We start from the raw sequence: 25,911 nt of genomic DNA on the forward strand, positions 1-25,911 counted from the left end.
AGGGAATTGTGCTGCTGTTAGAGTAAGGTGATTATTCCAAGACGGTAGTGCTATTTTCTACTTGACTGAATATGTACAATCGTTATATCTTAAATTAATTAACCAATGGTAAAAGCGATTTGCACAATTACCTATTTTTGGTGATATATACAACAGTTAATATAAAAATTTAATGTTAGGAGCGTGGACTCTACATGTTTCAAACTATCCCTTACGAAGGAACACGTCAGGAACAATTCGAATCCGTTCTCGGGCAACTCCGGGCACTTGTTCACGATGAATCCAATAGGATTGCCAATTTAGCGAACGCTTCAGCGTTACTGGGTCACTTTCTTCCAGATGTGAACTGGAGTGGCTTCTATCTTTATGATGGGACTGAGCTTGTACTAGGTCCCTTCCAGGGTTTACCCGCATGTATACGGATTCCACTGGGGCGCGGCGTTTGCGGTACCGCAGCTGCTGAACGGCGAACACTTGTCATTGACGATGTACATGCATTTCCAGGACATATCGCCTGTGACGCTGCTTCCAATAGCGAAATCGTTATCCCTCTAATCAAGAACGATGAGCTGATTGGGGTGCTGGACATTGACAGCCCGCTAAAAAGCCGATTTGATCACGAAGATCGTGTATTCCTAGAGGAATTTACGGCTATTCTGGTATCCAGCCTGTAACCAAAAATTGTGCATATATATGCTCTTCCTTCGCCACAATATATGAGGGTCCTAAAACCTAAACTATCCGGCGAAGGAGATTGATGATCAATGTTCAATAACATGGCTCCGCAACAACAAATTCATCAATGTGAACAAATTATTCAGCAATTGGTACAACAAACACAGCAAGGAACCGCTATGTATCAACAGTTGCTGCAACAAGAGCAACAAAATGCATCCAGCCTTGAAAGCCTTATGCAACGTGAACGTAATGCGGCTCAAATGATCCAAACCGCAATCCAGGACCACCAAAAAGCTATGCAGCAATACCAACAAGTTATTCAACTGTGTAGTCAGTTGGAAAACACCATCCGCTCGAGCAACCAAATGACTCAACCGGGATTTGGCGATAACTATGCTTCCCGTAGTATGCAACCATCCGCCTTTAGTACAGGAAGCCACATGAATCACAACTTTCCGCAACATATGGGGACGACCGGACAACATTTTGCAGGCAGTAGTAACATGCAACAGTTCGGAAACAGCAGTCAACAAGGCATGAGAACAGCACCAAGCGGCATGTAAGCTGCTTTACACAAAAAAGGGTGAACAGCAGGCCGTCGATTGGTTTGTTGTTCACCCTTTTTTCATATCACTTATAACCCTTTTCATCAGCTGTTGCTAGGTTAATTCCCGCTTGGCCAGCTCCTTCATTCCGTCTCGCAAATACTCAGCCAGCCCAGGGTGATAGCCTTCATACATTTTACTGAAATCCTCATGTTCTACATACAAGTCTCCCAGCCCGCTATAAATTTCTGCTGTAGGGGTATAAAATCGGCTTACCCATTGAAGATGACGGCGGATCAGCGCCTGTACTTCTGCACTGTTATGCTTCAAGCCCTTATGCATGGCTTCAGCCAACTCCCGATGAATCTGATCTGCCTCTGCCTGCGAATCCAAATAATCCTCTTTGCTCCAGTTCGTCGTCGCAGTCTTACTCTCCTGAACCTTCTCTTCGACCTGTGAACCATAACGTTCCGTCAGATCACGTTCATACATTTCCTGTTTTTCCGGGTTAAACCCTTGGTACATTTGCCCTGGTTCCATCGTTTGTTCTCCTTTCAAATGAGCCACCGTTTCGTCGATGGTCTGAAGGAGAGTATGCAAGCGGAAGACCTTGGCCTCAATCTTGGCTCGATGCACCTGCAAAACCTCAGCCTTTTGTTCCTTGGTTTGCTCCAGCACATTGCCAATTTCGGATAAAGGCAAATCCAGTTCCCTGTACACCATGATTTGCTGAAGCCTCAACAGTTGTTCCTGTTCGTAATAGCGATATCCATTATTTCCGGTATGATGTGGTTTCAGCAATCCAATTTCATCATAATAATGCAAAGTTCGAACGCTGATTCCCGACAGATTAGATACTTCCTTAACCGTATAAGCCATTCCGCTTCACCTCCCTTGCTTTCACAGTCTACAGCCTCACGTGGCGTGAGAGTCAATACCCCCACTTCCCCACCTTGGTACTACACTTTTACCCTGTAAGCACATTGTGAACCGCCTAATTGCCAACGATTTTTCATACTTGCGACCTACAGCAGGTATCTTTAGATATCTATGCAAAAAAAAGCCCTACAGCGTATTTCAAATAGGCTGGGGGCTTCATATATTCAATTCGATCTGGCGACTAAGAGAAGCTTTTTCCCATGACCACATGATCGTAGTAAGCTATCTTTTGAATAATTTTCTCCAAATTGTGTTGCGTTTGTGCCATATGTTCTTCCACTTTCTTTTTGTGAGCAATCAGGAAATCTCTTCGCTCTTGGATCGTGGCTTCTCCTTTTACATTTAGCTCAAGGTATGCCTTAATTTCTTCAATGGTCATTCCTGTGTCTTTCATAGCCATAAGGAACCTGATCCAATCCATTTGTTTCTCGGTATATACCCTTCTCCCACCTTCATCCCGACCGACATCAGGTAGAATGCCCTCTTTTTCATAATAACGAAGGGTAGATGCGGGCAATCCGCTCCTGATTTCAACTTCTTTAATGGAGTACATGGTTGATCCCCTCCTCGTTCTTGTATTTTCGCTTCAAGTCAGCAGTAACGATAAGTATAAGTTTTCATAGAAAAGAGTGCAAAATTAGGATTTCCCTATTCACCAACTGAACAGCTAGCTCTCTCCCTGTCCTTCCCCTCGCAATTTCCCAATATAACTCCTTACATTCTCCTCTGGATGGTTCACTTCCCATTGATCTAACCGCCGATTGACCTCCTCATCCTGAGAATTCAACTGGTAATAAAATATGGCCGCTCGTAATTGGTGCTGCTCTTCGACAGGTTCATCACCAGGCCAGTGGTACTCTTGCTTGCCGTTCTCATCGGTAGTCCCTATCGCTCCGTCCAGTAACGGGGAGCGGCCTTCTAGGCCTTCACCACGGGCAATGGCTTTGAGAAAATCGGCATGTCTCCTAGCAACATCAGGCGAACAACGGTACAAATTCTCAAAAATATCAAAGGCATCAATCGGATCGTATTCCAAATTCTCAAGGAAGTGCCTTTGCAGCAGTGCGGCAACCTTCTTATTGCCCGTCAGTCCCGACAGAAAATAAAATGTAGGCATTTGTGCCTCATAACGAAAATCGTCGACATGGCTGATAATATCGTCCACAATCTGCTCGGTCTGAACACCTTCACGGGCTAACCGAGTTAGTATCCTCACTGCCTTATACTGCGTCCAATCGTACACCCCGAACGCCACCTCATACAGCATGGGAATCGCTTTTTCCCTGTAATTGTAGATAATCTCAAAAATCGCATCCTGTTGAATATGCAGCCAGTCGCCCAACCCTTCGTACTTTCCTGCCAAACTCTCAGGCTTCTGCAACTCAGTTCCAAAAAAATAACGCGGGTATAGAGGCAATGCCTCTTCTCCCAGCATAGCAGCAGCCTTCTTCGCCTCGGCGGTAAATTGCTCGGGCTGATCTACTAATCCGCCGACCTTTATAATGACTGCAGGAATAGCAGTGTCCAAATCGATTGCCATATGTAATTCACAGCTCCTTATCGTATATTACTAAAAATTCCTTCGCCAACTAGAATATTCATTCTGAATATATATCGGTAATCCCCTATAATTTCTCAACACGTTTTCCACGATTAAAAAACATATTTTGGTAATTACTTGTATACTTTTCAACAGTTTACTTAATATATGCGATTGCTTCTCTAAGCCTATTCTTTTTTACTATAATTATTTAGTATTATAAGGATATAAAAAAAAGGAGGTTATCATTTGAAAAGTACAGGTATGACACGTCCCCTAGATGCGTTAGGCCGTATCGTCATTCCCAAAGAAATGCGAATTTCTATGGATTTTAATGTGGGTGACCCCGTTGAGATTTTCGCAGATGAGGAAACCGGTATTCTCGCCTTTCGAAAATATACCGGGGTGACGTGTAAAATGTGTGGTTCAGCAGAACAATTGACTTATTTTAGAGATAGTTTTATTTGTAAAGAATGTATTGAAAGTTTAAAGAAGGGGTTAAATTTTAGCCCTGTCCTAAGACCAGCCAAATCGGCTTTAGCCAACGGACAACGGTCGATTAAAGAGTCCAAGCGTCTACGGAGATCGACACAGCAGATGATTGAAAGCCTCAAAGAATTAATGCAAAAGCAACCCAATGCAGCACAGCACGAATATGCCAAAATGCTTGAGGTTTCCCAAGCCCGTATATCCCAGCTCAAAAAAATGCTATAACTACAGCTTGCTATCCTACATAGGTATACACCAGAGATTTCATCATGTACAGCTAATTTTGAACCGTGATACGCAGCATCATAGCTAACCGACAAAAAGCAGGAAACACATTTGCGAAATCCTCGAACTAGGTACAAAGAACTACTAGATGACTTGCAAGCGACAACGCCTTATTAATAAGACTATGCCAATTAATAGTAGCGCCTAAATTAAACGAAATGACCTTCTCTACGTAAAGAAGGTCATTTCGTTTATTTATTCATTTTAATGTTGTTTCAACTCATCCAAAGTACTTTTACCTGTAAAGATATGATTTTTAGTGACAGTGAGTTTCAAAAAATATCTTATAGGAACTTGCCCATTCCAACAAGTACGTTTTCTAATCGTTCGATGGGATCGCCACAACCACACTTCGCAACCACTAATGAAGTAAGTAATTTGGTTTATTACGGTACACAGTCTTATATTGATGTTACTCAAATCAGCCAGGCTCAAGGCCCTTATCCAAGTATGCCTGCAATCTGGCGAAGCCATTCTTTACGTGTATCTTCATCGGATTGGGGTACCGACTCGAAAAATATATGATACATAACGTCAAGTCCACAATATTCAAATACGCCTTTGTCGGACGTCAAGTGAAGTGCTTGATCCATGCCATTGCTGGCATATTCCGCATGTGATTTCCCTTGGGTGTTGAGGATGATGACTTTCTTCCCCTTGAGCAGCCCCATCTGCACCCCGTTTACATATTTGTAAGCAAACCCGTAAGAGAATACGCGGTCAATATACCCTTTCATTATGGCTGGCATCCCCGTCCACCATATCGGATAAATAAAGGTGACCACCTCCGCCCATTGCAAAAACTTCTGTTCCCGCACAATATCTTCTCCGATTCCTCCAATAATCTCGCTACTGCTGACTACAGGTTGAAAGCCGATATCATATAGATCACGAACCACCACATCATGCCCTTTTTGCTTTAGTCCCTTCAATGCTGTGGTCAAAATTGCATGGTTAAAGCTTTCTTGTGATGGATGCGCGTAAATAATAAGATGTTTCATTTTCTTCTCCTCCATTTGCTAATAAAATGAGTGATTGATCAATTACTTAGCTTCATACATCTTCATCTAACTGAATCTGCATCAATTCATAGTTCCAATACAGATACGTTCAGTCAACTTGAAGCGTATGCTGCTCATAAATGTCACCTACGTTGATTGTTAATTAGTTAGTAATTGATCAATCACTAACTGATTGGTCTCAGTATAGTTTATTCCTTTTTATTTCGCAAGTGCTTTTGGTTCAACTTTATATAAAGAATTGTAAAAAGATCTGATCCAAGGCAGTGTTATTATCGCTGTCCAAAGAAAATAAAGTTCCCCAGTTGATGCCCATTAGAGTGTGATGTAGAGCAATCACTTAATATGACTTTATAATGTCATGTTATAAGGTGTATGCTACCGAGTGAGGTGAAGCTTATGCCGTTAAGCAGACATTTTGAAATCGTTTATATGTTACTCCATAAGAAAAAAGTGACTGCTGATGAATTGGCAGCGCATTTTGAGGTTTCCACACGAACGATTTATCGGGACATAGATGCCTTAAGCGCAGCTGGGATTCCCATCTACAGCAGTAGAGGCAAGGGTGGCGGAATATCATTGATGGAGGGTTATGTCTTTAACACCTCTTTACTGTCCGAGCAGGAACAAGATGATATCTTAATGGCCCTTCAGAGTGTGGCTACAGCTACCATTCCACAGGTAGAAGAAGTGCTAAGCAAGTTGAGTAGGCTTTTTAAAAAAGAAATGGGAAACTGGATCGAAGTAGATTTTTCGCCATGGGGAAGCCAAAACAGCCAGAGACAGCTATTCACTCTTATACGCAACGCGATAATCACAAACCGTGTTATAAAGTTCCGCTATTATAACGTCGCCGGGGAACAGAGTTATCGTAGCATCGAACCTGCCAAGCTCTTGTTTAAAGATAAATCCTGGTATGTGGAGGGTTACTGTTTAAATACCGAAAGTTATCGTGTATTTAAGATTAGCCGAATGAAAGAGATTGTAGTTACGGAAATTAGTTATGAGCCAAGAACAGTCGTAGCAGCTACAGATACAAAGATGAACGACTTGCTTCATACCATTGAAGTAACTCTTCACATTTCTGCTCAAGGAGCTTACCGCGTATACGATGAATTTGCCGAGAAAACAATTACTCAGAGGGAAGACGGCTCTTATACCGTCACGGCACAATTTCCTGTAGGCAATTGGTTGGACAGTTATCTGCTGTCCTTTGGTCCCCTCCTTATAGAGGTTAGCCCCGAACAAGTACGTACAAGAATATTGTCTCATTTAGAAACGATGAAAAGAAATTTAAATGATCCTCTATAATATGACATCATGTAGTCATATTATTACTGCTATGATGAGTTTGAAGTTATCGCTCACAACATACTCACCATAGGAGGTTGAAGAATCAATGAATCCACATAGATCCCTGCCACCAGTAGTAGAAACTTACTTTACATCAGCGAACAAATCCCGGCTTGAAGCATTTACTTCCGCTTTCGATAAAGATGCGTTGATCTTGGATAACCATCGTGAAGTCAAAGGTATGGAAACCATAAGATCAATAAAATTAAAGAACTGATTATTACACTTCCATAAAAAAATTAAAAAATAAGAAAGGGAAAACGTATATGCCCGCTTATGTTGTTTTTATACGTGAACAGAGTACCGATCAAACTGAACTCCAACTCTATTCTCAATTGGCACCGGCAGGTTTGGCGGGACATTCCGTCAACCCCCTAGCAATGTATGGCGCATACCAGGTACTGGAAGGACCCAATATTGAAGGGCTGGCCATCTTGGAATTCCCCACTTTTGAGGAAGCACAAGCTTGGTACTTTAGTCCAGCCTATCAAAAAGCCCTAAAGCATCGACTGCGCGGAGGGCGTTACCGGGGTATCATTGTCGATAGTGTGTAAGGTTCGCAAAACAAGTGAACTCGGAGTGAAGATACCTAGAGGTAGTTCTCAACCCTATTGTCAAAATTAGGAGGAATTATTCACATGAGTTTTCAATTAGAAAGCATTTTAAGTGAGTTTAAAGGCAAAAAGGCCTTGGTCACAGGCGGTACCAAAGGAATGGGAGAGGCTATTGCTAAGAGACTTACAGCTGCAGGTGCTACTGTAATAACTACGGCTCGAACTACTCCAGTTAATTTAGAAAATGCGGACCTATTTATTCCAGCTGATATTAGTACGCCTGAAGGTGTAGATAAAGTGGTAAACAGTGTTCTTGAGCGCCTAGGCGGTGTAGATATTCTTGTCAACAATGTTGGAGGCTCGTCAGCCCCATCCGGGGGAGCTCTTGTCTTGACGGACGAGCATTGGCAGCAAACTTTTAACGCTAATCTGTTTACTGCCGTCCGTTTAGACCGTGGACTGCTGCCGGCTATGGTGGAAAAGGGTTCAGGTGTTATTATTCATATTTCATCTATTCAACGTCGCTTGCCTCTATATGATGCAACATTGGCTTATGCTGCGGCCAAAGCAGCTTTAACTACTTACAGCAAAGGATTATCCAAGCAGTTTTCGCCTCAAGGCATTCGTATTAATACAGTTGCGCCAGGCTTTATCGAAACGAAGGCAGCACAAAGTTTGATTGATCGGATTGCTGAGACTACAGGCGATCGAGAAAGTGCATTAAAGCAACTAATGGACTCGTTGGGAGGAATTCCAATTGGTCGTCCAGGACTACCAGAAGAAGTCGCTGAGCTTGTTGCTTTTCTGGTATCCGACCGGGCCGCTTCTATTACAGGAAGTGAATATAATATTGACGGTGGAACAGTTCCAACGGTCTAAAACTCAAGCTAAATACGCTTTATCCAAATATTTTTCAGTCTAACACTTTATTTTCATCTGACATTCGCGCAAATAATGAGAAAAAAAAGCCCATCTAATGAGCAGATATACGTAAAACGTATTATCCATGTCCATCAGATAGGCTTTTATACAGCTATTTAACGTTTAATAACGATCAGCTTGGTTTCCAACATTTCTTCCATAGCGTACTTTACACCTTCGCGTCCAGTGCCACTTTGCTTCACACCGCCATACGGCATATGGTCAACACGGAAGCTTGGTATGTCATTGATCATCACGCCCCCTACCTCAAGCTTGTCCGCTGCATCCAGCGCGGTCGTGATATTACGTGTGTAAATTCCCGCCTGTAAGCCATAAATTGAATCATTCACATGGCTCACAGCCTCATCTACAGAGCTAACGGAATGAATCAGCACAAGTGGGGCAAACACTTCGCGACAAGACACCTTGGAAGTCGGATCCACATTGAGCAATACGGTCGGCTCCAGAATCCCACCTTCGGCATGACCACCCAGAGCGATTCTCGCGCCTGCTTGGACTGCTTCCTCCAGCCACTCACGAACACGCTCGACATCCTTGGCTGAGATGAGCGCCGATACGTCCGTGTCCGGGTCTAGCGGATCTCCGATTTTTAAACGTTGAGTCGCTTCTATAAATCGGGATACGAACGTATCATACAGCTCACCGACAACGTAAATACGTTGAACCGAGATACATACCTGCCCCTGATTGGCAAAGGCTCCACTCACACAACGTTCGATGATCGCGTCCACATCTGTATCACGGTCAATAATAACAGCCGCGTTGGAACCCAGCTCCAGCGTGACCCGCTTCAAGCCAGCCTTGGAGCGAATTTCTGTACCGACTGCCGGGCTACCGGTGAAGGTGATATAGCTGACGCGTGGATCAGTGACAAGTACGTCGCCAATGGTTTTGCCATCGCCGCTGATCACGTTAAGAGCGCCCGCAGGCAACCCGGCCTGCTCCAACAGCTCCGCGATCAAGTAAGCCGACAGTGGTGTCTGCTCCGCAGGCTTCAATACGACCGTATTGCCTGCTGCCAGCGCAGGGCCCACTTTATGAGCGACCAAGTTCATTGGGAAGTTAAATGGTGTAATAGCTCCTACTACCCCGACGGGTTCTTTGAGCGTGTAGGCCATACGGCCCTCGCCGCCTGGTGCAGCATCCAGCGGAATGGTCTCTCCGTGAATGCGCTTGGCTTCTTCGGCTGCAAACTTGTAGGTTTGTACCGTCCGATCAACTTCCGCAAGCGCAGCCTTCCATGGCTTGGACGCTTCGCGTGCAATGATACGCGCTGCATCCTCACGCCGCTCTTCCAGCAGGTCAGCTAGCTTCTCCAAAATAGCTGACCGCTGGTGGGCTGGCATGGCCCGCATCTCTGCACGTGCATCAGAAGCCGCCTGAATAGCGGTCTTGGCATCCTCAGCAGTGGCCTCTGCTACCTCGGCAATGACTTCCCCGGAATACGGTGATTTCAGCGTCGTATATGATGAAGCTGCTTTCCATTCACCGCCAATAAATAAGTGCTGCTGCATGCTTTTTTCCTCCTTTGCTCTATATCAATGTCTCATTTAATACTATTTCACTGTCAGCACTGGACAAGGTGCATGCTGAATCACATGATGGCTCACACTACCCAGGATCAGCTCCGAAACAAGTCCCTGTCCCCGTGTTCCCATAATGATCAGATCTACCTTTTCCTGATCTGCAATTTTACAAATGAAACTCGCCGGATCACCATGACCTGCCAGCATACGGTACGAAATGCCCTCGTCCTTCAAATAGTCGGCTGCAGGCTCCAGAATATGGCGACCTTCCTCTTCGATCCGCTCATCCACATCAATCCCAACCGGGGGCTCATTCATGGATAAAGTCGGATTTACATGCAATACGGTCAGATGCAGGTTTCCCTGAAGCTGCTTGGATAACGTTTTGGCTGTCTCCAATGCCTTCATAGCGTGTTCCGAACCATCAATCGCGACCAGAATCTGTTTGAATTCGCTCATACTCTTTTCCTCCCCAGAAGTTCAATGTTAGTGTGCATCTACCTGAATATCCTGCATATGTCGGCGACGTACGATCAGCACAGCTACGCCAATCAGTACCATCAATGCTCCAAAATAAAACGGAGTTTCTGCTGCATACCACTCTGACAGCTTCCCTGCAAGCCATGGTGAGATGGCCCCGCCCAAAAAACGCATAAAGCTGTAAGCCGCAGATGCTGTGGAGCGCTCCACTGGAGCAGCCTGCATAACAGCGGTTGTAATCAATGTATTGTTAATCCCCAGAAAAATACCAGCCACAATGACCGCTACAATGACAGTCGTTGGCGAACCAGCTAAAGTCCCAATCGCCATAACACCTAAATCAATGGCAAACAACGTCAGCATGATACTAATGGAAGATACCACGCTCAAGCGTGCTTGAATCTTTGGAGCTACAAACACCGAGGTAAAGGCCAGCATAATTCCCCAACCAAAAAACACGTAACCCAAACCATGCTCGTCTAAATGCATGACATATGGAGAATACGCCATCAACGTAAAGAATCCAAAGTTATATAACAATGCTACAATGCCGAGCGTGAACAAGGCAGGATAACTTAACGCTTTGAATGGGTCCGCAATGGAACCGCGTTTTTTCGGCTTTGGAATCGAAGGCAGCATAAACGTAATGAACAAAAAGCCAATAACCATCAATCCAGCTACACCAAAAAATGGACCGCGCCAGGAAATGGAACCTAACTCACCGCCTAGCAGCGGGCCGACTGAAATCCCAAGCCCCAAGGCCGCTTCATACAAAATAATCGCTTTAGCTGTTCCAGAAGTGGACAGACCTACAATCGCAGACAACGCTGTTGCGATAAACAAAGCGTTCCCCAGGCCCCAGCCTGCCCGGTAGCCCACAATTCCGCCAACTGTACTAGCCGTGCCGCCCAGTCCGGCAAACACAATAATAAATAATATGCCGGTTAATAACGTCCATTTGACACCCAATCGACTAGATACAACGCCCGTAATCAGCATCGCAACGCCCGTCACCAGATTATAACTGGTGAACAGCAGTGACACTTGGCTTTTCGTAGCATGAAGCTGATCGGCAATGGCCGGCAGGATCGGATCGACCAATCCCAGACCCATAAATGAAATAACACAGGCAAAGGCGACCGCCCATACCGCTTTAGGTTGAGACAGCAAGCCTGAGCGTTCTTTTAACTCTTCAGGTAATGCATGTTGTGAACTCATAATAGGATGTTACCTCCACATCTGAATGTAAATGTTCTTGTTATGATGGGTCGTGCTCAAGTTCCTCATCCAGAAGAACCTTACGTTCACGTACCCTAACCCGCAGCTCCTCCAGCTCTGTCTGGAGCATACGGATACTGTTGATCTTTCCCTCCATTAAGTCCAACTGTTCGTTTAGCGTACGTTCCATATCCTCCAACATGGTCCGTCGCTCGATTGGCTGCAAATGCTCTGTGCGCTCGCGATATTCCTCCCGCTGCCCCTTGAGCATTTCTGCTGCGGACATGTAACGCTGAAGTTCTTGCAAAGAAAAGCCAAGCACTTCCTTGGCACTCACTATTTTTTTTAGTAAATCCACATCCTCCTGCGTATACAGCCGCATATTTCCTTCACTGCGCTGCGGGGAGGGCAATAAGCCGATTTCCTCATAATAACGAATAGTTCTCTTGGTCAAACCGCTTTGCTTCGCGACCTCATCAATTTTATACGTAACCATGACACCCACCTTATGAAAAAGATTATATATAAATACTACGCCTATATAACGTTAACGTCAACGTAAACTTTTAAACACAAAGAAACCGCCTCTGTTAGAGACGGTTCCTATTTGGGATTGCATAGTCATAGACCCGAAGCATCGGCGCTCAAGCCCATGAATATCACTTTAGATGAAGAAAGTACGTGTGATGATAACCAGCAAAATAAAGAGTACCAAAATGACACCAGTGGAAGTCCACATGCCGTAGCCGCCACCACCACAGCCACAGCTTCTATCTACTTCACCCATCTCAAATTCCTCCTCCCTCTGTCGATTACAACAAATCGCCCGAAATCAAATTCTTCAACTGAGAATTAGATAACGAATGCTTTGGAAATAATAACGAGCAGAATGAAAAGTACCAGAATCGCTCCTGTAGATGTAAAAGCTCCATAACCAGCGCCTACTCCAGACATGGTGATTCCTCCCTTCATGGTTTACAAAAGCATCTTATGCTTATGCCACCGTCCATGATAGGGACAAATGCCGCGCCTGCTGCCCAAATATGGGTTTGGGGTCCAGTTATTCTTCGGATGCGAGCATTCCGTGATACAGGAGATTTCTTGCCTGCTTGGCAAGTACAGATGGGCTTTCACGTCCAGGCAGCAATTTCGTTAACGTCAGCCGTTCTATCAAACCGATCACACATTCTGCTGTCAGTTCAGGGTCAAGTTCCTCACGGCAGGAACCCCATCGTTGTGCCGCCAGCAGATGCTTCTTGATGTGCTCCGCCATTTCCGCCTTGATGTGTACCGAGTCTGCCGCCTGGTAAAAACCGACACGAGTGATCGCCGGATTATTAGACAACATGCGAAAAATAGCTTCCAGAAAAGCTTGTCCCCGTCTCAAAACTTCAGCTTCGCTTAGGTCCGGGCCAATCTTCATACTTTGTACCGTCTCATTCACCAAAGTACGGAAGCTCTCCACAAGCTCCTCATACATTTGTTCTTTGCTTTCAAAATGAATATAAAAATCCGGCTGCGTCAATCCTGCACGTGCCGCAATCGAACTTACCTTAGTTTGGTAAAACCCCGTCTGAGCGAACTCTTCAGCCCCCGCTTCCAGTAACAACCGCCGACTTTCCCGACTTCTGACTCCTGCTCTTATCACGGTTTTGCCCCCTTACACCACAAATCTATCGTATTATAAAGTTCCTTTGCAGTAAGAACAACGGGCTTGAGGATGATATATACCTTTCCTTCAAAAGTCCTAATATAGAAGGACTGAATGTTATGGAAAATCAAGGGTATCCCCTTCAAGGTATAATTAACCAGTTAGATGGATGAGCGAGCAGGAATTATTACGCCGAATTTAAATATTTATACTTGAGAATTTTGTTAAATCCTGACTTTCGATATATATCAGTGATGAGGACCATATTTGCGCATCATCTTAATCGTTATCAGATCATCATCCAGCCCCCGTTGTTGCAAGCCGTCGATAATTTGCTGACGCTCCTGATCTTTAACATTTTGTCCGAATTTAAACTTGGCGGTCCATTCCTCGGGTACAATTTTGATCAGAGCGACCCCTTTTAAACGTGAGGCATACCGAGAATCGCTGGCATCAATCGTGTCATATCCGCCTTCCGGTTGCAGCTTACTCATAAAAATGGAAAATGCTGATGCTTTTTCTTCCAAATCCACTACATGCTCCGCATGACCACGCACGGTAATACTTTTAAAAAATGAGGTCGCAGGACATGCCATATGTTCATCCGTGAAATAAGATGGAATGAGCGCATATTCTTTGGCAGCTGAAAAAGTAACCCGATTGTCCTCTTTCATCCGTTCCATCTTTTCTCCAGCACGGCTGCCATGAATATAAAAAACGCCATTTCCATAAGCGAAATTCAAGGGAACCACACGCGGAAAACCATCCTCGCTGTTCATGCCTAAAAATCCGAAACTTACCTCGCTTAGAAACTGCTCTATTTCCTCTAGTTCTTCTACCGTAAATTCCTTTCTTCTCATAGGGGACTCTCCTTCCATCTATTGACCAATGATACATTTCAGATTATGTTGAAAATGGATTATTAAAAAGATCCAATATAAACGGAAATGACTGGTCCAATATAAGGAGAAAAGTATGGACATTACGATTGCATATCAGCGTGCAATTCAAAAATATCATTTGAAATACTTGGCATTGTATCACGCTCTTCGAGAGGGGATTCTCACTGGCTCCCTTGCCAGCGGTACGCGCCTGCCTTCCAGTCGTGATCTGGCTGTGATGTATGGCATTTCGCGCGGAAGTGTTAAAGAAGCATACGATATGCTGTTGGCAGAAGGATATGTGAATTCGCTAGTAGGCAGAGGAACCTTTGTTATGGAACAGACTGCAATGCTGCCAGACGAATCTCTAATCGATCAGCAGAACCAAACCCCGCCTATTGCAAAACAAAAAGCCCCTGCTCTGTCAGCATGGGGACAACGAATAATGCAGCTCGAAAGAGAACGAGCCTTATACTCGGCTCCTGTGTCTGCTACGGATAGAGACGGTGCACAGCTGCCTTTGATTTCTTTTCAAGCAGAAGAAGATGTATTGGAGGGCAGCTCACAGATCGCATGGAAAAGTGCATTGGCTGCCGCTGGCAAGGACCTGCAAAAGCCTTCGGATGACTCGACGCCTGCACCAGTGAACGGTGATAAAGGACTGCGTGAAGCGATTTGCCATCATGTTGGCAGAACACGCGGAATTACGGCTACCCCGGATCAAGTCGTATTATGCAGTGGTTCCATGGAAGTGATCACGTTATTAAGTCAGCTGCTTATTCATGAACAAGATAACATTGTACTGGAGAATCCCTGTTATTCCGGCATCTACCGTGCAGTTACTGCCTCAGGCGGACAGATATACGCTGCTGATCTGGATCAGCATGGAATTATTCCACAGGATTGGGATGCCAAGCTCCTGTTTGTTACGCCTGGACGACAGTTTCCAACCGGTGCTGTATTGCCATTAACGCGCCGTCAACATATTCTGCAATGGGCAGCGTCCAAGGGGGCGTGGATCATTGAGGATGATTATGACAGTGAATTCCGCTGGGCAGGACGCCCCATTGAACCATTAAAAGCACTGGATCGCGCGGAATGTGTCATCTATGTCGGTTCCTTTTCCAAAAGCATGTTCAGCAGCCTTCGACTCGGGTTTGCCATCCTGCCTGTGGCATTAGCTCAAGCGCTGACTGCTGCCAAACGACTATACGATCCCCTGCCGCCTGCCCGCTTGGAACAGCGTGCACTGGCACGTTTTATGATGCGCGGAGACTACATTCGTCATTTGCGGCGGATGACTCGAATATACAGATCACGCTACGACGTATTCCAGCATGAAATACAGCCGTTGAGTGAGCTGTTTCACTGGCAGCAGAACGATTGCGGTCTACACGCCTATGCCATCTGGAAGCATGAACCTGCCCAGTATCATCATTTGATGCAGACAGCACGATTTTATGGAGTCACATGGCGTGATGCTGCTGATTACCAACTGACACCGGGGCCTCCTTCAGCCTGCTTTAACTTTGCTCACTTAACGGAGCAGCAGATTATCGAAGGTATTATGCGTCTGCGCCAGGCCTGGGACAGTATCAAACATCAGTATCACGGAGCAACGCTAAGGCATTAAAAGGATACTCCATTCGTACTTTGTATATAGCAAATTAGACTAGCGATAAAGAAGACTTGCCCTTTCCATTCCCTCACTCTTTCATATGATGCTAGTAACTTAAAAGAATTGGAGTGAGAGAAATGGCAGTTAGTCCACTTTGTAAACGGTTTGCCGATATATTAAAAGCAACACCTCAAATCATTAACGGAGTTTGTACTGCATCTACAGTCAGAAATAACATCAAGCCGATCATTTTGGGGAAAAGGGCCAGATCCTTTCTTGCCATCCCCCAAGCTTTTTCTTTCGAAAGCATTGGCCGTAACGGAAAAGGTTTATGTCTTGGCGAAACTGTGATTCTGACCGCAGAAATTAATCCGTTTATTTCTCGACTTCGTAACCATGATATCAAAGTGACGGCACTCCACAATCACTGGCTATTCGATAACCCTAACCTTTGGTACATCCACTTTGAAAAAGTAGAAAAGCCGCTTGTTTTCGCCACAGAAGTACGTGACGCGCTTAATGTCTTGACAACGAAGCCTGTACGTCCGGTGATTAAAAAGAAATAAGCTATCAATAAATGCAAGAGATCCGCTTAGGCGGATCTTTTCTTTGTTATGGCTACCTTTGCCCTGAACCCCTTATTTAATCACTAGCCCCAAAAGGCCAACAAAGGATGAAGCCTGATGCGGTGAGATGATGCAACCATTCAAGTCTTCTATCTCCACTTGTAATCCGTCAAATTCGCAATCACTGAGATCAATTCCCTTGAGCTTGGCCCCCGACAGGATGGCTTGATCCAGATTGCAACGGGCAAAAGAGGTTTTTTGTAGTGTTGCATGATAAAGATCTGCACTTATCAAAGAACAATCCTCAAAACCAACTTGCTTGAAATTAGCAAAACGGAACATCGAATAATCCCCTAGGCAATCCAGAAAACGAACGTTTTGGAGCCTACTTCTCGAAAAATCCGTTCCGAGCAATTTACAATTTCTGAACTCTACCCGATGGATAAAGGAGCCGGAAAAATTAATATTAGACAGATCGCATTTATCAAAAATGATGTCTGTCCATTCACTTTCCGGCAATGATGATTCCATGATGGTGACATTTTTGAAGACCATCTTCTCTAATGAAACCTTAACTGCTTCCATATTGTCTAAAATAATATCCTCTACAGACCCTGTACTAAGTTCGTCTTTGGATCGTATGGAGCGTATTTCTTCATTTAATACGGGTAAGTCCGCAGGAATCTTCGGTGACTCCATTTTATTTTTCATTATAGCTCTACCTCCACTATGAATAGATTTCTAGGATATCTATATGAATCTATTTTCTATCAATTCTCACGCATAGGGTAGCAAAAGTATTTTTGACACATATATTAACATGTGAGCACACTCACGAACCTTTGTTAGGAGGTTGATAGCATGGCAGTACAGCTATCTAATCAAATATTCTCCATCTCAATCGGGGATTATGGGGATATCTCTTCCTTACGTCTGACAGGAGACACCTTCAATACGAATTATGTCATGAACGGCTCTAACGCACCTAAACAAAATACGTCAGATCATCAGTGGCTGGGTGAACTCATGTTCACCTATCGTCTCGGTAACGGGGCGTGGACTCGGGCATGGACAAGCAATTCTGCTGATGTGCGCCAGATCATCTCTTCTGGTAACAGCGTCCAGGTATCCTATCAAAATTCCTCCAACCATCAGGGAATACGCAACTTCACTTTACAAGAAACCTATTCGTTGGTTAACGACTATTTACATTGGCAAATGAAAGTAACGAATACTTCTAATCAAGCACTGGAAATCGGAGATTGGGGGCTGCCGCTTCCTTTTAACGAATACTGGTCCGGTGGCAATAATGAACAAATCTATGAAACCAGGGTACTCTCTCACTCCTTTGTAGGTCATCACAGTTCCTTTATTACAGCTGGACGACCTAGCGGCATCGGACCGTATATCCTGCTGCTACCTGATGCCGCAACGGGTGCTGGTCTCGAATATCAGGACCACTGGAGAGTCGAGGAGCATCCTGGCAGTACATGGGCTATGGAGCAAGGCGGCTGGTCTGAGGGACTGAATGTGTTCTATATCCACTCCAATGTCATCAAAAGCACCAACCGTGGTTATCTCGGAAGCACCAGTCTGTCGCTGGCCCCTGGTGAAAGCAAAACGTATGCCTTTAAATTTTACAAGGTAACGGACGAGCAGGCTGTAAAGGACAGGCTATACAGCGAGGGGCATGTGGATGTGACCGTGGTTCCGGGTATGATTGTCCCGACCAATCTCAAAGCTAAATTCGATCTGCATACCCGTAAATCCATTACCTCTGTCACAGCGCAGTATCCCTCCGAAACGAGCATCAACTATTTGGAAAATGCCCCTACAAACCACAAAATATATGAGCTTACACTGGGACGATTGGGTCACAACAATATTACAGTAAATTACGGTAACGGCGAAAAAACCGTTCTCCAGTTCTATGCCATTGAGCCGGTTGACACTGCACTTCAGCGTCACTCCACCTTCATGGTTAACAGCACCCAATGGAACATACCGGGAGACCTGCGGGACAAGGTGTTTGACGACTGGATGATGCAATATAAGGCCAAACGCAACAGCTTTAATGGCTACTGGGGCTGGGGTGATGATTGGGGATTAACTCACGGCCAGTTTCTAGCGGAGAAAAATGTCCAGAAGCCCGTGGCGTCTGAGATCAAGGCTGTCGATGATTATCTGGAGGTGGCTATCTGGACGAATCTGATGGAAGGCCATCATACCGATTATTTGGTCCCTGATTTCCTGATGCCACAACCTAATACGACACCAACATACCGGGGCTATGCCTATCCGCATATTTACAATACGTTTTTCAGCATGTATAAACTTGCCAAGCTGTATCCCAGCCTGGTCAGCTATCGCAATAGCAAAAACACATATTTGCTACGTGCTTATCGTATTTTTAAAGCGTTGTATGAAGGTCCTGTTGCTTATAACTGGAACACAGGGCTTATGGGTGAGCTGACCACACCTGATATGATTAAGGCGCTTCAGGAAGAAGGATTGACTACTGAGGCTAACGACATGATTGCCAAAATGGCTACCAAGTACAACAATTTCAAAAACACCACCTATCCCTATGGCTCTGAGTACAACTATGACAATACAGGCGAAGAGGCGGTATATACACTTGCCAAAATGAACAGCAATACGACAATGATGAGCAAAATCAATGCCAAAACACGCGCCGCACGCGGACATATGCCTGTCTGGTACTATTACGCCGATCCGGTCACAATCACCGGAGAGAATTGGTGGAACTTCCAGTACACCACTTCGCTCGCAGGCTATGCGATGGATGACTGGACACGTCGTTATTCGTCCAAGCCTGAAGTGGACCAGCGCCTATCCTATGCCGCCAAACTGGCGAACATCGGGGCGATTAATTCGGGACAGATCAGCCCGGACCCTGCCAATATCGGGGCAGTATCGTGGACATATCAGGCAGGTAAAGGCAATTACGGCGCCCTTGGTCTGGACGGCGGCCCTCTCTTTAACGGATGGCGCGGCATGTCCGGGGAAGCCGATCTGGGGCTGTTTGGAGCCATTAAAACCCTAAGTTCGGATGTTGCTGTCGATCCCATATTCGGATTGTTCGGTTATGGCTGTGACGTTACAGAAAGCAATAACAGCTATACGGTTACTCCAAAAGATGGCGTATTCCAGCGTCTGCATCTGATCACCCAGAAGCTGAGTCTGGAGTTGAACCGGGACCAATATACCTTGGCCGTCGTGTCCAAATCCAAGAACAACATCCGTCTGATGTTGAAAAATACGACACCAGGCACAGCTCATACTACTACTGTGACAATAACCGGACTCGCGACAGGTACGTATGACGTACTGGTAGACGGCACAAAAACCGGCTCAGTCACTGCTGTTAACAGTGCTGCGACTACAACCAGCCTGAATATCGGTACGGCAGCCAACTACGATATCCACATTCAGTCCAGTACAGGCAATCCAGCTCCCGCTGGGGACATTATAGCCCATTATGAATTTAACGAAACGGCCGGATCAACCGCAGCCGATTCGTCAGGTTATGGGCAGCAGGCCAGTGTAATTGGCGGCTCGTGGAGCGCGGGGCGGAATGGCAATGCCCTGCGCCTTAACGGTATTGGCGCCTATGCCAGCCTGCCCGGCGGAATAGTTAGCAGTTTAAATGACTTTACGATTGCTGCATGGGTACGAGTGAACACGCATAATGGCTGGGCTCGTCTGTTTGATTTTGGAGCAGGAACAGATCGGTATATGTTTTTGACCCCGAAGGCCGAAGGGACAGGTATGCGTTTTGCCATCACTGTCTTGGGGAACGGAGAGGAACAGCAGCTGAACGCCCCGGAACTGGCGACAGGGGTGTGGAAGCATGTCGCAGTGACTCTGTCAGGCACTACGGGAATTATGTATGTGGACGGTATAGAGGCGACACGTAACACGGGTATGACGCTGAGACCTTCCAACCTTGGACTGACAGATTGGAACTACATTGGGAAATCCCAGTTTGATGATCCTTATCTTAACGGTGCAGTAGATGAGCTGATCATTTACAACAGAGCTCTGACTGCTCAGGAAATCAGGGGCTTGGCCTCGGCAAGCAGCACCATTACAGCCCATGAATTGAGAGTCCAAGCATATGCTGAAGGGGCCGATTAGAATGTAATTATAAATTTAATTTAATGCATTCCTTTCATGCCATTAACGTTTTAGATTGTGAATGATTTGTATTATGAATGATTCGTACCGTGAATCATTGGCGTCGTAAATGATTGGTATCGTGAATTATTTTTGCGGGTGCTTCCCATCGCCTCCGCCCCGGATTTCTTATCTTAATTCTGCAATCAGGGGAGAAATCCGGGGAGATGATGCTTCCGAAGCGAGCCTTCCTATGGAAAGCTGGTAAATCGACCACTTTACCGAGGGGTCTAGCCGTAGCTCTTCCATCTGCAGAGCAATTAGCTTCGTCTAATACGTGTCGTTCTTGGTCTTAAGCGAACGAGCTCCTCACTGGTGAGTTGTCTAGTATAGGAACGAGGGGAAGATCCTGTATCTACCCTGAGCACCCTGCCTGCCCCGCTGGGGCGGGCTACTCGTGTGTTGAATACCTGCATGACCCACTGCACTGGAAAGGCTATGGATAAGCGACCATCTGCCGTGCCTGCATAGTTGACCGCGGCTGCATAATTATCGGACTGTCTGAGCCATACAGAGCCGGAATCCCCGGGTAGTGATACAGGAGTCGTACCTCTAATAACCGTCTGATCTTCGAAGGTCAGCAGGCCCAACTCACCACCATAATTGATTTGCAAGTCCGTATAGACGGACTCTACCGTGCCATTAACCCGCCCGCTCGTACGCCCTACCTTCTTCAATCTTTCTCCTATGCGATAGGCGGTAACATGACCCGGAATCGCTCCCACTGTAGCATAACGGGGATTGAGCAGGTTGTTGCGGGTCGGAAGCGAAAGCGCTGCATCAATCAGGTTCGTTCCAGTGGGATTTAAGCGTACGTAACGATACAGTCGTCCTATACGATCCTGGGCAACCGTCCCCCCATCGGCTCCGCCTGGCTGAATTGTAGCCTCCCGATTGTCTGTATTGGAGGGATTGAGCACATGGTTATTGCTTAAAAGATAACGTGTAGCCGGCGCTCCAGTTGGGGCAACGATAAGTCCGGTTGTACCGGAGCCTTCAATCGTCCCGACACTGTAGCCGGCGATGACCGGGCGGATGCGCACTTTGTAGTCCGTAGCATTAGCCCTGATTTTTCCAGTCTTTACAATTCGGACAGGAACGTTCGATTTCTTCCCTAAGGCAGTGGCCGACAAGAGTCCAGTAGAGGCCGACGCTAGACGGTCCGTGTACACAATGACAGCGGCTCCCTTTTTGGGGTGCGCAGGGTCCCTGTAGCCTACGCCAATGCCGTGAACACCGGACATTTTTAAGACTCGCTTGGCCATCCGCTTTTTCACTTGAAGCGCGGCCGAGAAGGTAGCCAACATAATCATCTCCTTTTACTTTCAGATGAAATATTGTATGGCTAAGGCCGCTCTGCGTTCCATTTGATCTTACGATCGCTGTTGCTTCTCTAGTTCCAAACGGACCGCTGCGCTACCGAACTCCGTATCGAACTATATATGAAGCAATTACAAAATATGGTATAATCACTCGCGAAATTGGCATTCGATCATTTGATTCTAATGTTCGAGGAGGTATTTCATGTTTTCAATGATATTGACATACAGCATACAGACAATTGTAATTTTACTGATTATCTTCACAGTGTTGAGAAACAACAGAAAGAAAATAGGCCGAGGATCACTTTCACTGCTGTTATCTCTTCTTGGCATGGCTGTTTCTTTTGAATTTGGCGATTACATATTCGGAGACCAGTTGCTTTCCTTTTTAGGAATGTCAGCATGGTCCAATCCTGTTAATAATACTGGGTTCCACTACACTATTTTTGTATCGAGTATTTTTTTTATTCCTAGCTTAATCATTGGATATAAAAATTCTGAAGATTTTGGAGCTCTTATTGGAAGACGAATTTCTAGTATTTATCTATTTATAATCATCATTTCGCTTTTATTTTTCATAATAAGCTGTTTGTCGAAGTGAAAGTTGGATGTGTGGTCATTCCAAAATAAGAGACCTTTCTATAATTGAACTGATCTCTGTTAAATAGACAGTAATAGAAAAGCAACCTTAAACAGCCTAAGTCCGATATTCATACGGTCTTCGGCTGTTTAATTTCTGTTAAAAACAATGAAGGTGTTGGAAATAGATGGAACGTCAAGTGTGCGAGTATGAATTCTCTATATAGTACAAGAATAACAATAATTGCAATCAAAATTCATAAAAATGAACCGGAAATATTTTCTTTTTCACATACTTAGTCTCTACCACTGTTTGCAGAAATTGATAGTTTATTGTTATATGAAATAATTTTTACTTCAATAGAACTATTTTAGTTTTTTTCCCTGCTGTCGATATAATTGAGGGTTCGCTAAAAAGCCCTTTCCTATAGGAAGATGGGATCAACTCGCTAAAAATAATGTTCGTTGTGATTGATAGTAAATGTCAACCAGCCGATCCAAGGAGGTAGTGTACTAGAACATTTTTCACTTAACACATCTTATCTTGCGTTAATCGATAGCAAGATATAAAACATTAGGAGGATAACCAACCAATATGAATTCATTCAAGAAAACGAAGAGCTTGATTACCGCCCTGACCGGGGCAGCGTTATTATTCTCGCTACCCATGACGGCAGGCGCGGAGAGTAATATCAATTATACTGGCATGTTCCTGGGCTATGACGGAAGTGTAGACACCAGTCCTGTCCAGACCTACAACCCTGACATCGTCTCTTATGATCTGCTGAACTGGAACTACGGGGGAAGCGATGCAGCCTCCATTACCTCCCATAGCGCCTCAGCCATCCAAGGCTTAGGTAAAATCGTTACCATTTCTACCCACATGCCCAATCCCCAGGGTGGAAATGTAAACGCCCCGATGTCTGATTCCGATTTTAAGATCTTGGCCAATACAGACATTTCATCCATCAATTCATCCAGCCCCGTATGGCTGCAAAATTATAAGGCTCAGATTGACAATGTTGTGACTAGCCTGCAAAAGTTTGACTCATCCCCCGTCTACTACAGACCCTTCCATGAAATGAACGGAGGCTGGTTCTGGTGGGGAAACAAGAACACGACAGACTATAAGAACCTGTACATCAATCTGTACGATTACATCGTGACGACCCATGGCATGTCCAACGTCAATTTTGTCTATGCTCCAAATAAAGGAGCCAACGCGGCCGCTTATTATCCCGGCTCCAGCTATGTCACTTGGATTGGCATCGACGCCTACAGCGACGATCCATCCAATGACAATGAAATCAAGATGGCTTACAATGACATCAAAGGACTTGGCAAAACTTATGGCTTCTGCGAGATCGGACCAGCCGTGGGCGGCGACCATGTGGATCGCAACAATAATCAGCTCAAGGAATTCGATTATTCGCTTTGGAGCAATGCCCTGAATGAGATCTATACTGGGGCAAGCTTCTTTATCACCTGGGACGGTGCCTATGCTCCGCAGAACAATACGAATAGCAGCACGCTGTTTGCGAAGTAAAGCTCACAGTAAGCGTCCGTCTCCCGGTTCGGCAGCAAGGCATCGTACGTGTTATCCCAAGAAGACAGCAAGTTCCTGGAAGATTAGGACGTCATCAAGCACGACAAAAAAGCATGCCCTTATGAACTGAAGTTCCCTATCAAGCAGCCAATTATTAATAAGCCCTATTTAAACAGCCTGAGTCCCATATTCGTAGGGACTCAGGCTGTTTAGTCTCTTTTGAAAACGTTCGTGGTTAAGAAAGGATTTTTTGGGCAATGAGAAGCACAGCTTATCCCTTAACTGCTCCCTCCGCAATGCCTTCCATAATGAATTTTTGAAAAAAGGCATAGATCAGAATAACCGGGATGGAGGTCAGCACGAGCGCAGCCAGAATGAGCGACCAATCCTTGTTGTATTCTCCAAACAACATATTGGTCGAGAGAATCAGGGTGTAATGGTTCACATCCGTCAGCATCAAAAGTGGAAGTAAAAAGTCATTCCAAATCCACAGAAAATCCAAAATGGCAATTGTGACGGTGATCGGCAGCAGCAAGGGAAATATAATGCGAAAGAACGTTTGGAACTCATTGCAGCCGTCCATTTGCGCGGATTCTTCCAGCTCACGCGGGATGGATTTGACGAATCCATGATACAAAAAGATGGCCATGTTCACGCCCAAACCGATATAGATCAAAGCCAAGCCGTACGTACTGCCTTGAACAGACAAATCTTTTGCCATTCGTGTAAGCGGTATCATTATAGAGTGAAAAGGCACCAGCATGGACGCAACAAACAGAAAGAAAATCGCACTGCTCAGTTTTCCACTTGTACGAGACAGCTTGTAGCCTGCCAGTGCCGAACAAACCACGATCCCGCCAATGCCGATAAAAGAAATAATCGTAGAATTCAGAGCGCTGTTCAGCAAATGGGTCTGATGAAAGGCCTGGCTGTAATTTTCAAAGTGAAGCTTCGTCGGCAGCGCCGTAAAGGATGCAAACATCTCACCCTGTGTTTTAAATGAATTAATGACCGCCATGTAAATCGGGAAGAAGGACACGACTGCGCCCACACACAGTAGTAGCGTGATCAGCAAGGAATTAGCTTTTTTCAGCCTCATGCCTCCACCTCCCTCTTCTTCATGACACGTAGCTGGATCAGAGTAAAGATGAGCACAATGGCGAACAAAATAACGGATTTAGCACTCGCATAGCCATAACGGAAATTATTCGAGAAGGCCTCCTCATAAATGTTCATCGTAATTACCTGTGTGCTGCGTCCCGGTCCTCCGCCAGTCAGTCCATACACAACCTCATACACCTTGAAAGCACCGTTAAGTGTCAGGAAGAAACAGATCGTAATCGCGTGGGTAATCATCGGCAGCGTCACACTTCGCAATGTCTGAAATGCGTTCGCCCCGTCAATAATAGCAGCCTCCTTCAAGCTCTGCGGTACACCCTGAAGCGCAGCCAGATAGATGATCATCATATATCCCACACCATTCCAGAGCGAGACAATAATGATGGAGAAAAAGGATACTTTCGGATCGCCCAGCCATGATTGACCTAAAAAGGCGATGGCCGTCTTTTCAGCAATCTGCGGCAGCACGGAGGAAAAAACGAATGTCCACATAAATGCGCTAATAATGGTACTGATCATATTGGGCATAAAAAATATCGTCCGAAAAAATCCTTTGCTGCGTGTGCGTGATTCAATCAACACTGCCAGTACTAGCGCAAGTACATTTTGTAGCACGATCATGACCAACACGTATTTAAGTGTAAACCAAAGGGAATTGAGAAAATCGGGGTCTTCCTTCAAGGATTCCACAAAGTTCCCCAAGCCGATAAAGTTGTAATTGGGATTCAATCCATTCCAGTCTGTAAAGCTGTAGTACATGCCGCTGATCGTTGGAATAAGCAGGAAGATGGCGTAAAAGATCAGTGCCGGGGCAGTAAACGCCAGCAGCATGACGTATTTTTTGTAGATTTTAAAAGGCAT

General features: G+C 45.3%; 28 protein-coding genes. 12 read left to right on the plus strand and 16 right to left on the minus strand.

All coding sequences use genetic code 11. The features are described from left to right. The first annotated feature begins 194 nt into the window (after positions 1 to 194). Positions 195 to 674, plus strand: a complete 480-nt coding sequence (locus tag MMB75_RS22075) for a GAF domain-containing protein (protein WP_013369361.1) — start codon at positions 195 to 197, stop codon at positions 672 to 674. A gap of 90 nt (positions 675 to 764) precedes the next feature. Beyond that, on the plus strand, positions 765 to 1,241 hold the full coding sequence (locus MMB75_RS22080) for a hypothetical protein (RefSeq protein ID WP_013369360.1): 477 nt from the start codon (positions 765 to 767) through the stop codon (positions 1,239 to 1,241). A gap of 96 nt (positions 1,242 to 1,337) precedes the next feature. Here the strand turns inward: MMB75_RS22080 and MMB75_RS22085 are convergent, their stop codons facing one another. The 3 genes from MMB75_RS22085 to MMB75_RS22095 all read right to left on the minus strand — a co-directional run bounded on the left by MMB75_RS22085 (position 1,338) and on the right by MMB75_RS22095 (position 3,702). Further along, positions 1,338 to 2,102, minus strand: a complete 765-nt coding sequence (locus tag MMB75_RS22085) for a MerR family transcriptional regulator (protein WP_277510809.1) — start codon at positions 2,100 to 2,102, stop codon at positions 1,338 to 1,340. A 241-nt stretch (positions 2,103 to 2,343) separates the two neighbouring features. Further along, complete coding sequence (locus tag MMB75_RS22090; RefSeq protein ID WP_277510811.1) at positions 2,344 to 2,715, minus strand: MerR family transcriptional regulator; 372 nt, start codon at positions 2,713 to 2,715, stop codon at positions 2,344 to 2,346. A gap of 114 nt (positions 2,716 to 2,829) precedes the next feature. Then, positions 2,830 to 3,702 (minus strand): transcriptional regulator, encoded by an 873-nt coding sequence (locus tag MMB75_RS22095; RefSeq protein WP_277510813.1) that lies wholly within the window; start codon positions 3,700 to 3,702, stop codon positions 2,830 to 2,832. A gap of 249 nt (positions 3,703 to 3,951) precedes the next feature. On the opposite strand from MMB75_RS22095, the gene MMB75_RS22100 reads away from it, so the two are divergent. Next, the gene (locus MMB75_RS22100; protein WP_016819375.1) at positions 3,952 to 4,416 is read left to right on the plus strand and encodes an AbrB/MazE/SpoVT family DNA-binding domain-containing protein; all 465 of its coding nucleotides are present in this window, start codon (positions 3,952 to 3,954) and stop codon (positions 4,414 to 4,416) included. 500 nt (positions 4,417 to 4,916) lie between these two features. Here MMB75_RS22100 and MMB75_RS22105 read toward each other — a convergent pair whose 3' ends face one another. Then, complete coding sequence (locus tag MMB75_RS22105) at positions 4,917 to 5,477, minus strand: NAD(P)H-dependent oxidoreductase (protein ID WP_017425720.1); 561 nt, start codon at positions 5,475 to 5,477, stop codon at positions 4,917 to 4,919. Between the two features lie 417 nt (positions 5,478 to 5,894). Here MMB75_RS22105 and MMB75_RS22110 point away from each other — a divergent pair, with 417 nt between their 5' ends. The 4 genes from MMB75_RS22110 to MMB75_RS22125 all read left to right on the plus strand — a co-directional run bounded on the left by MMB75_RS22110 (position 5,895) and on the right by MMB75_RS22125 (position 8,281). Then, positions 5,895 to 6,806 (plus strand): helix-turn-helix transcriptional regulator, encoded by a 912-nt coding sequence (locus tag MMB75_RS22110; protein WP_277510817.1) that lies wholly within the window; start codon positions 5,895 to 5,897, stop codon positions 6,804 to 6,806. A gap of 88 nt (positions 6,807 to 6,894) precedes the next feature. Then, positions 6,895 to 7,065 carry a hypothetical protein gene (locus tag MMB75_RS22115; RefSeq protein WP_277510819.1) on the plus strand — a complete coding sequence of 57 codons (171 nt, stop codon included), beginning with the start codon at positions 6,895 to 6,897 and terminating at the stop codon, positions 7,063 to 7,065. Positions 7,066 to 7,114: 49 nt separating this feature from the next. Continuing rightward, complete coding sequence (locus tag MMB75_RS22120) at positions 7,115 to 7,402, plus strand: DUF1330 domain-containing protein (RefSeq protein WP_017425723.1); 288 nt, start codon at positions 7,115 to 7,117, stop codon at positions 7,400 to 7,402. Between the two features lie 84 nt (positions 7,403 to 7,486). Next, the gene (locus MMB75_RS22125) at positions 7,487 to 8,281 is read left to right on the plus strand and encodes an SDR family oxidoreductase (RefSeq protein ID WP_277510822.1); all 795 of its coding nucleotides are present in this window, start codon (positions 7,487 to 7,489) and stop codon (positions 8,279 to 8,281) included. Positions 8,282 to 8,439: 158 nt separating this feature from the next. Here MMB75_RS22125 and MMB75_RS22130 read toward each other — a convergent pair whose 3' ends face one another. The 8 genes from MMB75_RS22130 to MMB75_RS22165 all read right to left on the minus strand — a co-directional run bounded on the left by MMB75_RS22130 (position 8,440) and on the right by MMB75_RS22165 (position 14,079). Beyond that, on the minus strand, positions 8,440 to 9,858 hold the full coding sequence (locus MMB75_RS22130) for an aldehyde dehydrogenase family protein (protein WP_277510825.1): 1,419 nt from the start codon (positions 9,856 to 9,858) through the stop codon (positions 8,440 to 8,442). Between the two features lie 42 nt (positions 9,859 to 9,900). Continuing rightward, on the minus strand, positions 9,901 to 10,329 hold the full coding sequence (locus MMB75_RS22135) for a universal stress protein (protein WP_016819378.1): 429 nt from the start codon (positions 10,327 to 10,329) through the stop codon (positions 9,901 to 9,903). A 27-nt stretch (positions 10,330 to 10,356) separates the two neighbouring features. Continuing rightward, positions 10,357 to 11,568, minus strand: coding sequence for an MFS transporter (locus MMB75_RS22140; RefSeq protein WP_016819379.1), 1,212 nt, complete (start codon positions 11,566 to 11,568; stop codon positions 10,357 to 10,359). A gap of 40 nt (positions 11,569 to 11,608) precedes the next feature. Then, positions 11,609 to 12,064 (minus strand): MerR family transcriptional regulator, encoded by a 456-nt coding sequence (locus MMB75_RS22145; RefSeq protein WP_016819380.1) that lies wholly within the window; start codon positions 12,062 to 12,064, stop codon positions 11,609 to 11,611. A gap of 168 nt (positions 12,065 to 12,232) precedes the next feature. Next, positions 12,233 to 12,355, minus strand: a complete 123-nt coding sequence (locus MMB75_RS22150; protein WP_016819381.1) for a hypothetical protein — start codon at positions 12,353 to 12,355, stop codon at positions 12,233 to 12,235. 65 nt (positions 12,356 to 12,420) lie between these two features. Continuing rightward, positions 12,421 to 12,522 (minus strand): hypothetical protein, encoded by a 102-nt coding sequence (locus MMB75_RS22155; RefSeq protein ID WP_014599460.1) that lies wholly within the window; start codon positions 12,520 to 12,522, stop codon positions 12,421 to 12,423. Positions 12,523 to 12,628: 106 nt separating this feature from the next. Then, complete coding sequence (locus tag MMB75_RS22160) at positions 12,629 to 13,213, minus strand: TetR/AcrR family transcriptional regulator (protein ID WP_017425727.1); 585 nt, start codon at positions 13,211 to 13,213, stop codon at positions 12,629 to 12,631. Between the two features lie 254 nt (positions 13,214 to 13,467). Next, positions 13,468 to 14,079 (minus strand): pyridoxamine 5'-phosphate oxidase family protein, encoded by a 612-nt coding sequence (locus MMB75_RS22165; RefSeq protein ID WP_167438642.1) that lies wholly within the window; start codon positions 14,077 to 14,079, stop codon positions 13,468 to 13,470. Positions 14,080 to 14,194: 115 nt separating this feature from the next. Here MMB75_RS22165 and pdxR point away from each other — a divergent pair, with 115 nt between their 5' ends. Together pdxR and MMB75_RS22175 are read left to right on the plus strand one after the other, a co-directional pair. Beyond that, positions 14,195 to 15,733 (plus strand): MocR-like pyridoxine biosynthesis transcription factor PdxR, encoded by a 1,539-nt coding sequence (gene pdxR / locus MMB75_RS22170; RefSeq protein WP_277510830.1) that lies wholly within the window; start codon positions 14,195 to 14,197, stop codon positions 15,731 to 15,733. A gap of 122 nt (positions 15,734 to 15,855) precedes the next feature. After that, the gene (locus MMB75_RS22175; protein WP_016819386.1) at positions 15,856 to 16,284 is read left to right on the plus strand and encodes a DUF1259 domain-containing protein; all 429 of its coding nucleotides are present in this window, start codon (positions 15,856 to 15,858) and stop codon (positions 16,282 to 16,284) included. 72 nt (positions 16,285 to 16,356) lie between these two features. On the opposite strand, the gene MMB75_RS22180 is transcribed toward MMB75_RS22175, so the two are convergent. Beyond that, a complete protein-coding gene (locus tag MMB75_RS22180) occupies positions 16,357 to 16,995 on the minus strand; it encodes a pentapeptide repeat-containing protein (RefSeq protein ID WP_025363990.1) in 639 nt (212 codons plus the stop codon). Between the two features lie 150 nt (positions 16,996 to 17,145). Between MMB75_RS22180 and MMB75_RS22185 the strand changes: the two genes are divergently transcribed. Then, a complete protein-coding gene (locus tag MMB75_RS22185; protein ID WP_277510834.1) occupies positions 17,146 to 20,445 on the plus strand; it encodes a DUF5695 domain-containing protein in 3,300 nt (1,099 codons plus the stop codon). A gap of 299 nt (positions 20,446 to 20,744) precedes the next feature. Here the strand turns inward: MMB75_RS22185 and MMB75_RS22190 are convergent, their stop codons facing one another. Beyond that, on the minus strand, positions 20,745 to 21,791 hold the full coding sequence (locus tag MMB75_RS22190) for a hypothetical protein (protein WP_016819389.1): 1,047 nt from the start codon (positions 21,789 to 21,791) through the stop codon (positions 20,745 to 20,747). A 217-nt stretch (positions 21,792 to 22,008) separates the two neighbouring features. Between MMB75_RS22190 and MMB75_RS22195 the strand changes: the two genes are divergently transcribed. Both MMB75_RS22195 and MMB75_RS22200 read left to right on the plus strand, forming a co-directional pair. Continuing rightward, positions 22,009 to 22,407, plus strand: a complete 399-nt coding sequence (locus tag MMB75_RS22195; RefSeq protein ID WP_242210503.1) for a hypothetical protein — start codon at positions 22,009 to 22,011, stop codon at positions 22,405 to 22,407. A 573-nt stretch (positions 22,408 to 22,980) separates the two neighbouring features. Beyond that, positions 22,981 to 23,931, plus strand: coding sequence for a glycoside hydrolase family 26 protein (locus MMB75_RS22200; protein WP_277510838.1), 951 nt, complete (start codon positions 22,981 to 22,983; stop codon positions 23,929 to 23,931). 271 nt (positions 23,932 to 24,202) lie between these two features. Here the strand turns inward: MMB75_RS22200 and MMB75_RS22205 are convergent, their stop codons facing one another. Both MMB75_RS22205 and MMB75_RS22210 read right to left on the minus strand, forming a co-directional pair. Beyond that, positions 24,203 to 25,030: a carbohydrate ABC transporter permease gene (locus MMB75_RS22205; RefSeq protein ID WP_263559876.1), complete on the minus strand. Its 828-nt coding sequence runs from the start codon at positions 25,028 to 25,030 to the stop codon at positions 24,203 to 24,205. Continuing rightward, on the minus strand, positions 25,027 to 25,911 hold the full coding sequence (locus tag MMB75_RS22210) for a carbohydrate ABC transporter permease (protein ID WP_016819393.1): 885 nt from the start codon (positions 25,909 to 25,911) through the stop codon (positions 25,027 to 25,029). Before MMB75_RS22210 ends, MMB75_RS22205 begins: the two co-directional genes overlap by 4 nt.

The sequence above is a fragment of the Paenibacillus sp. P2(2022) genome (assembly GCF_029522175.1).
In the GTDB taxonomy this organism is placed as follows: Bacteria; Bacillota; Bacilli; order Paenibacillales; family Paenibacillaceae; genus Paenibacillus; species Paenibacillus polymyxa.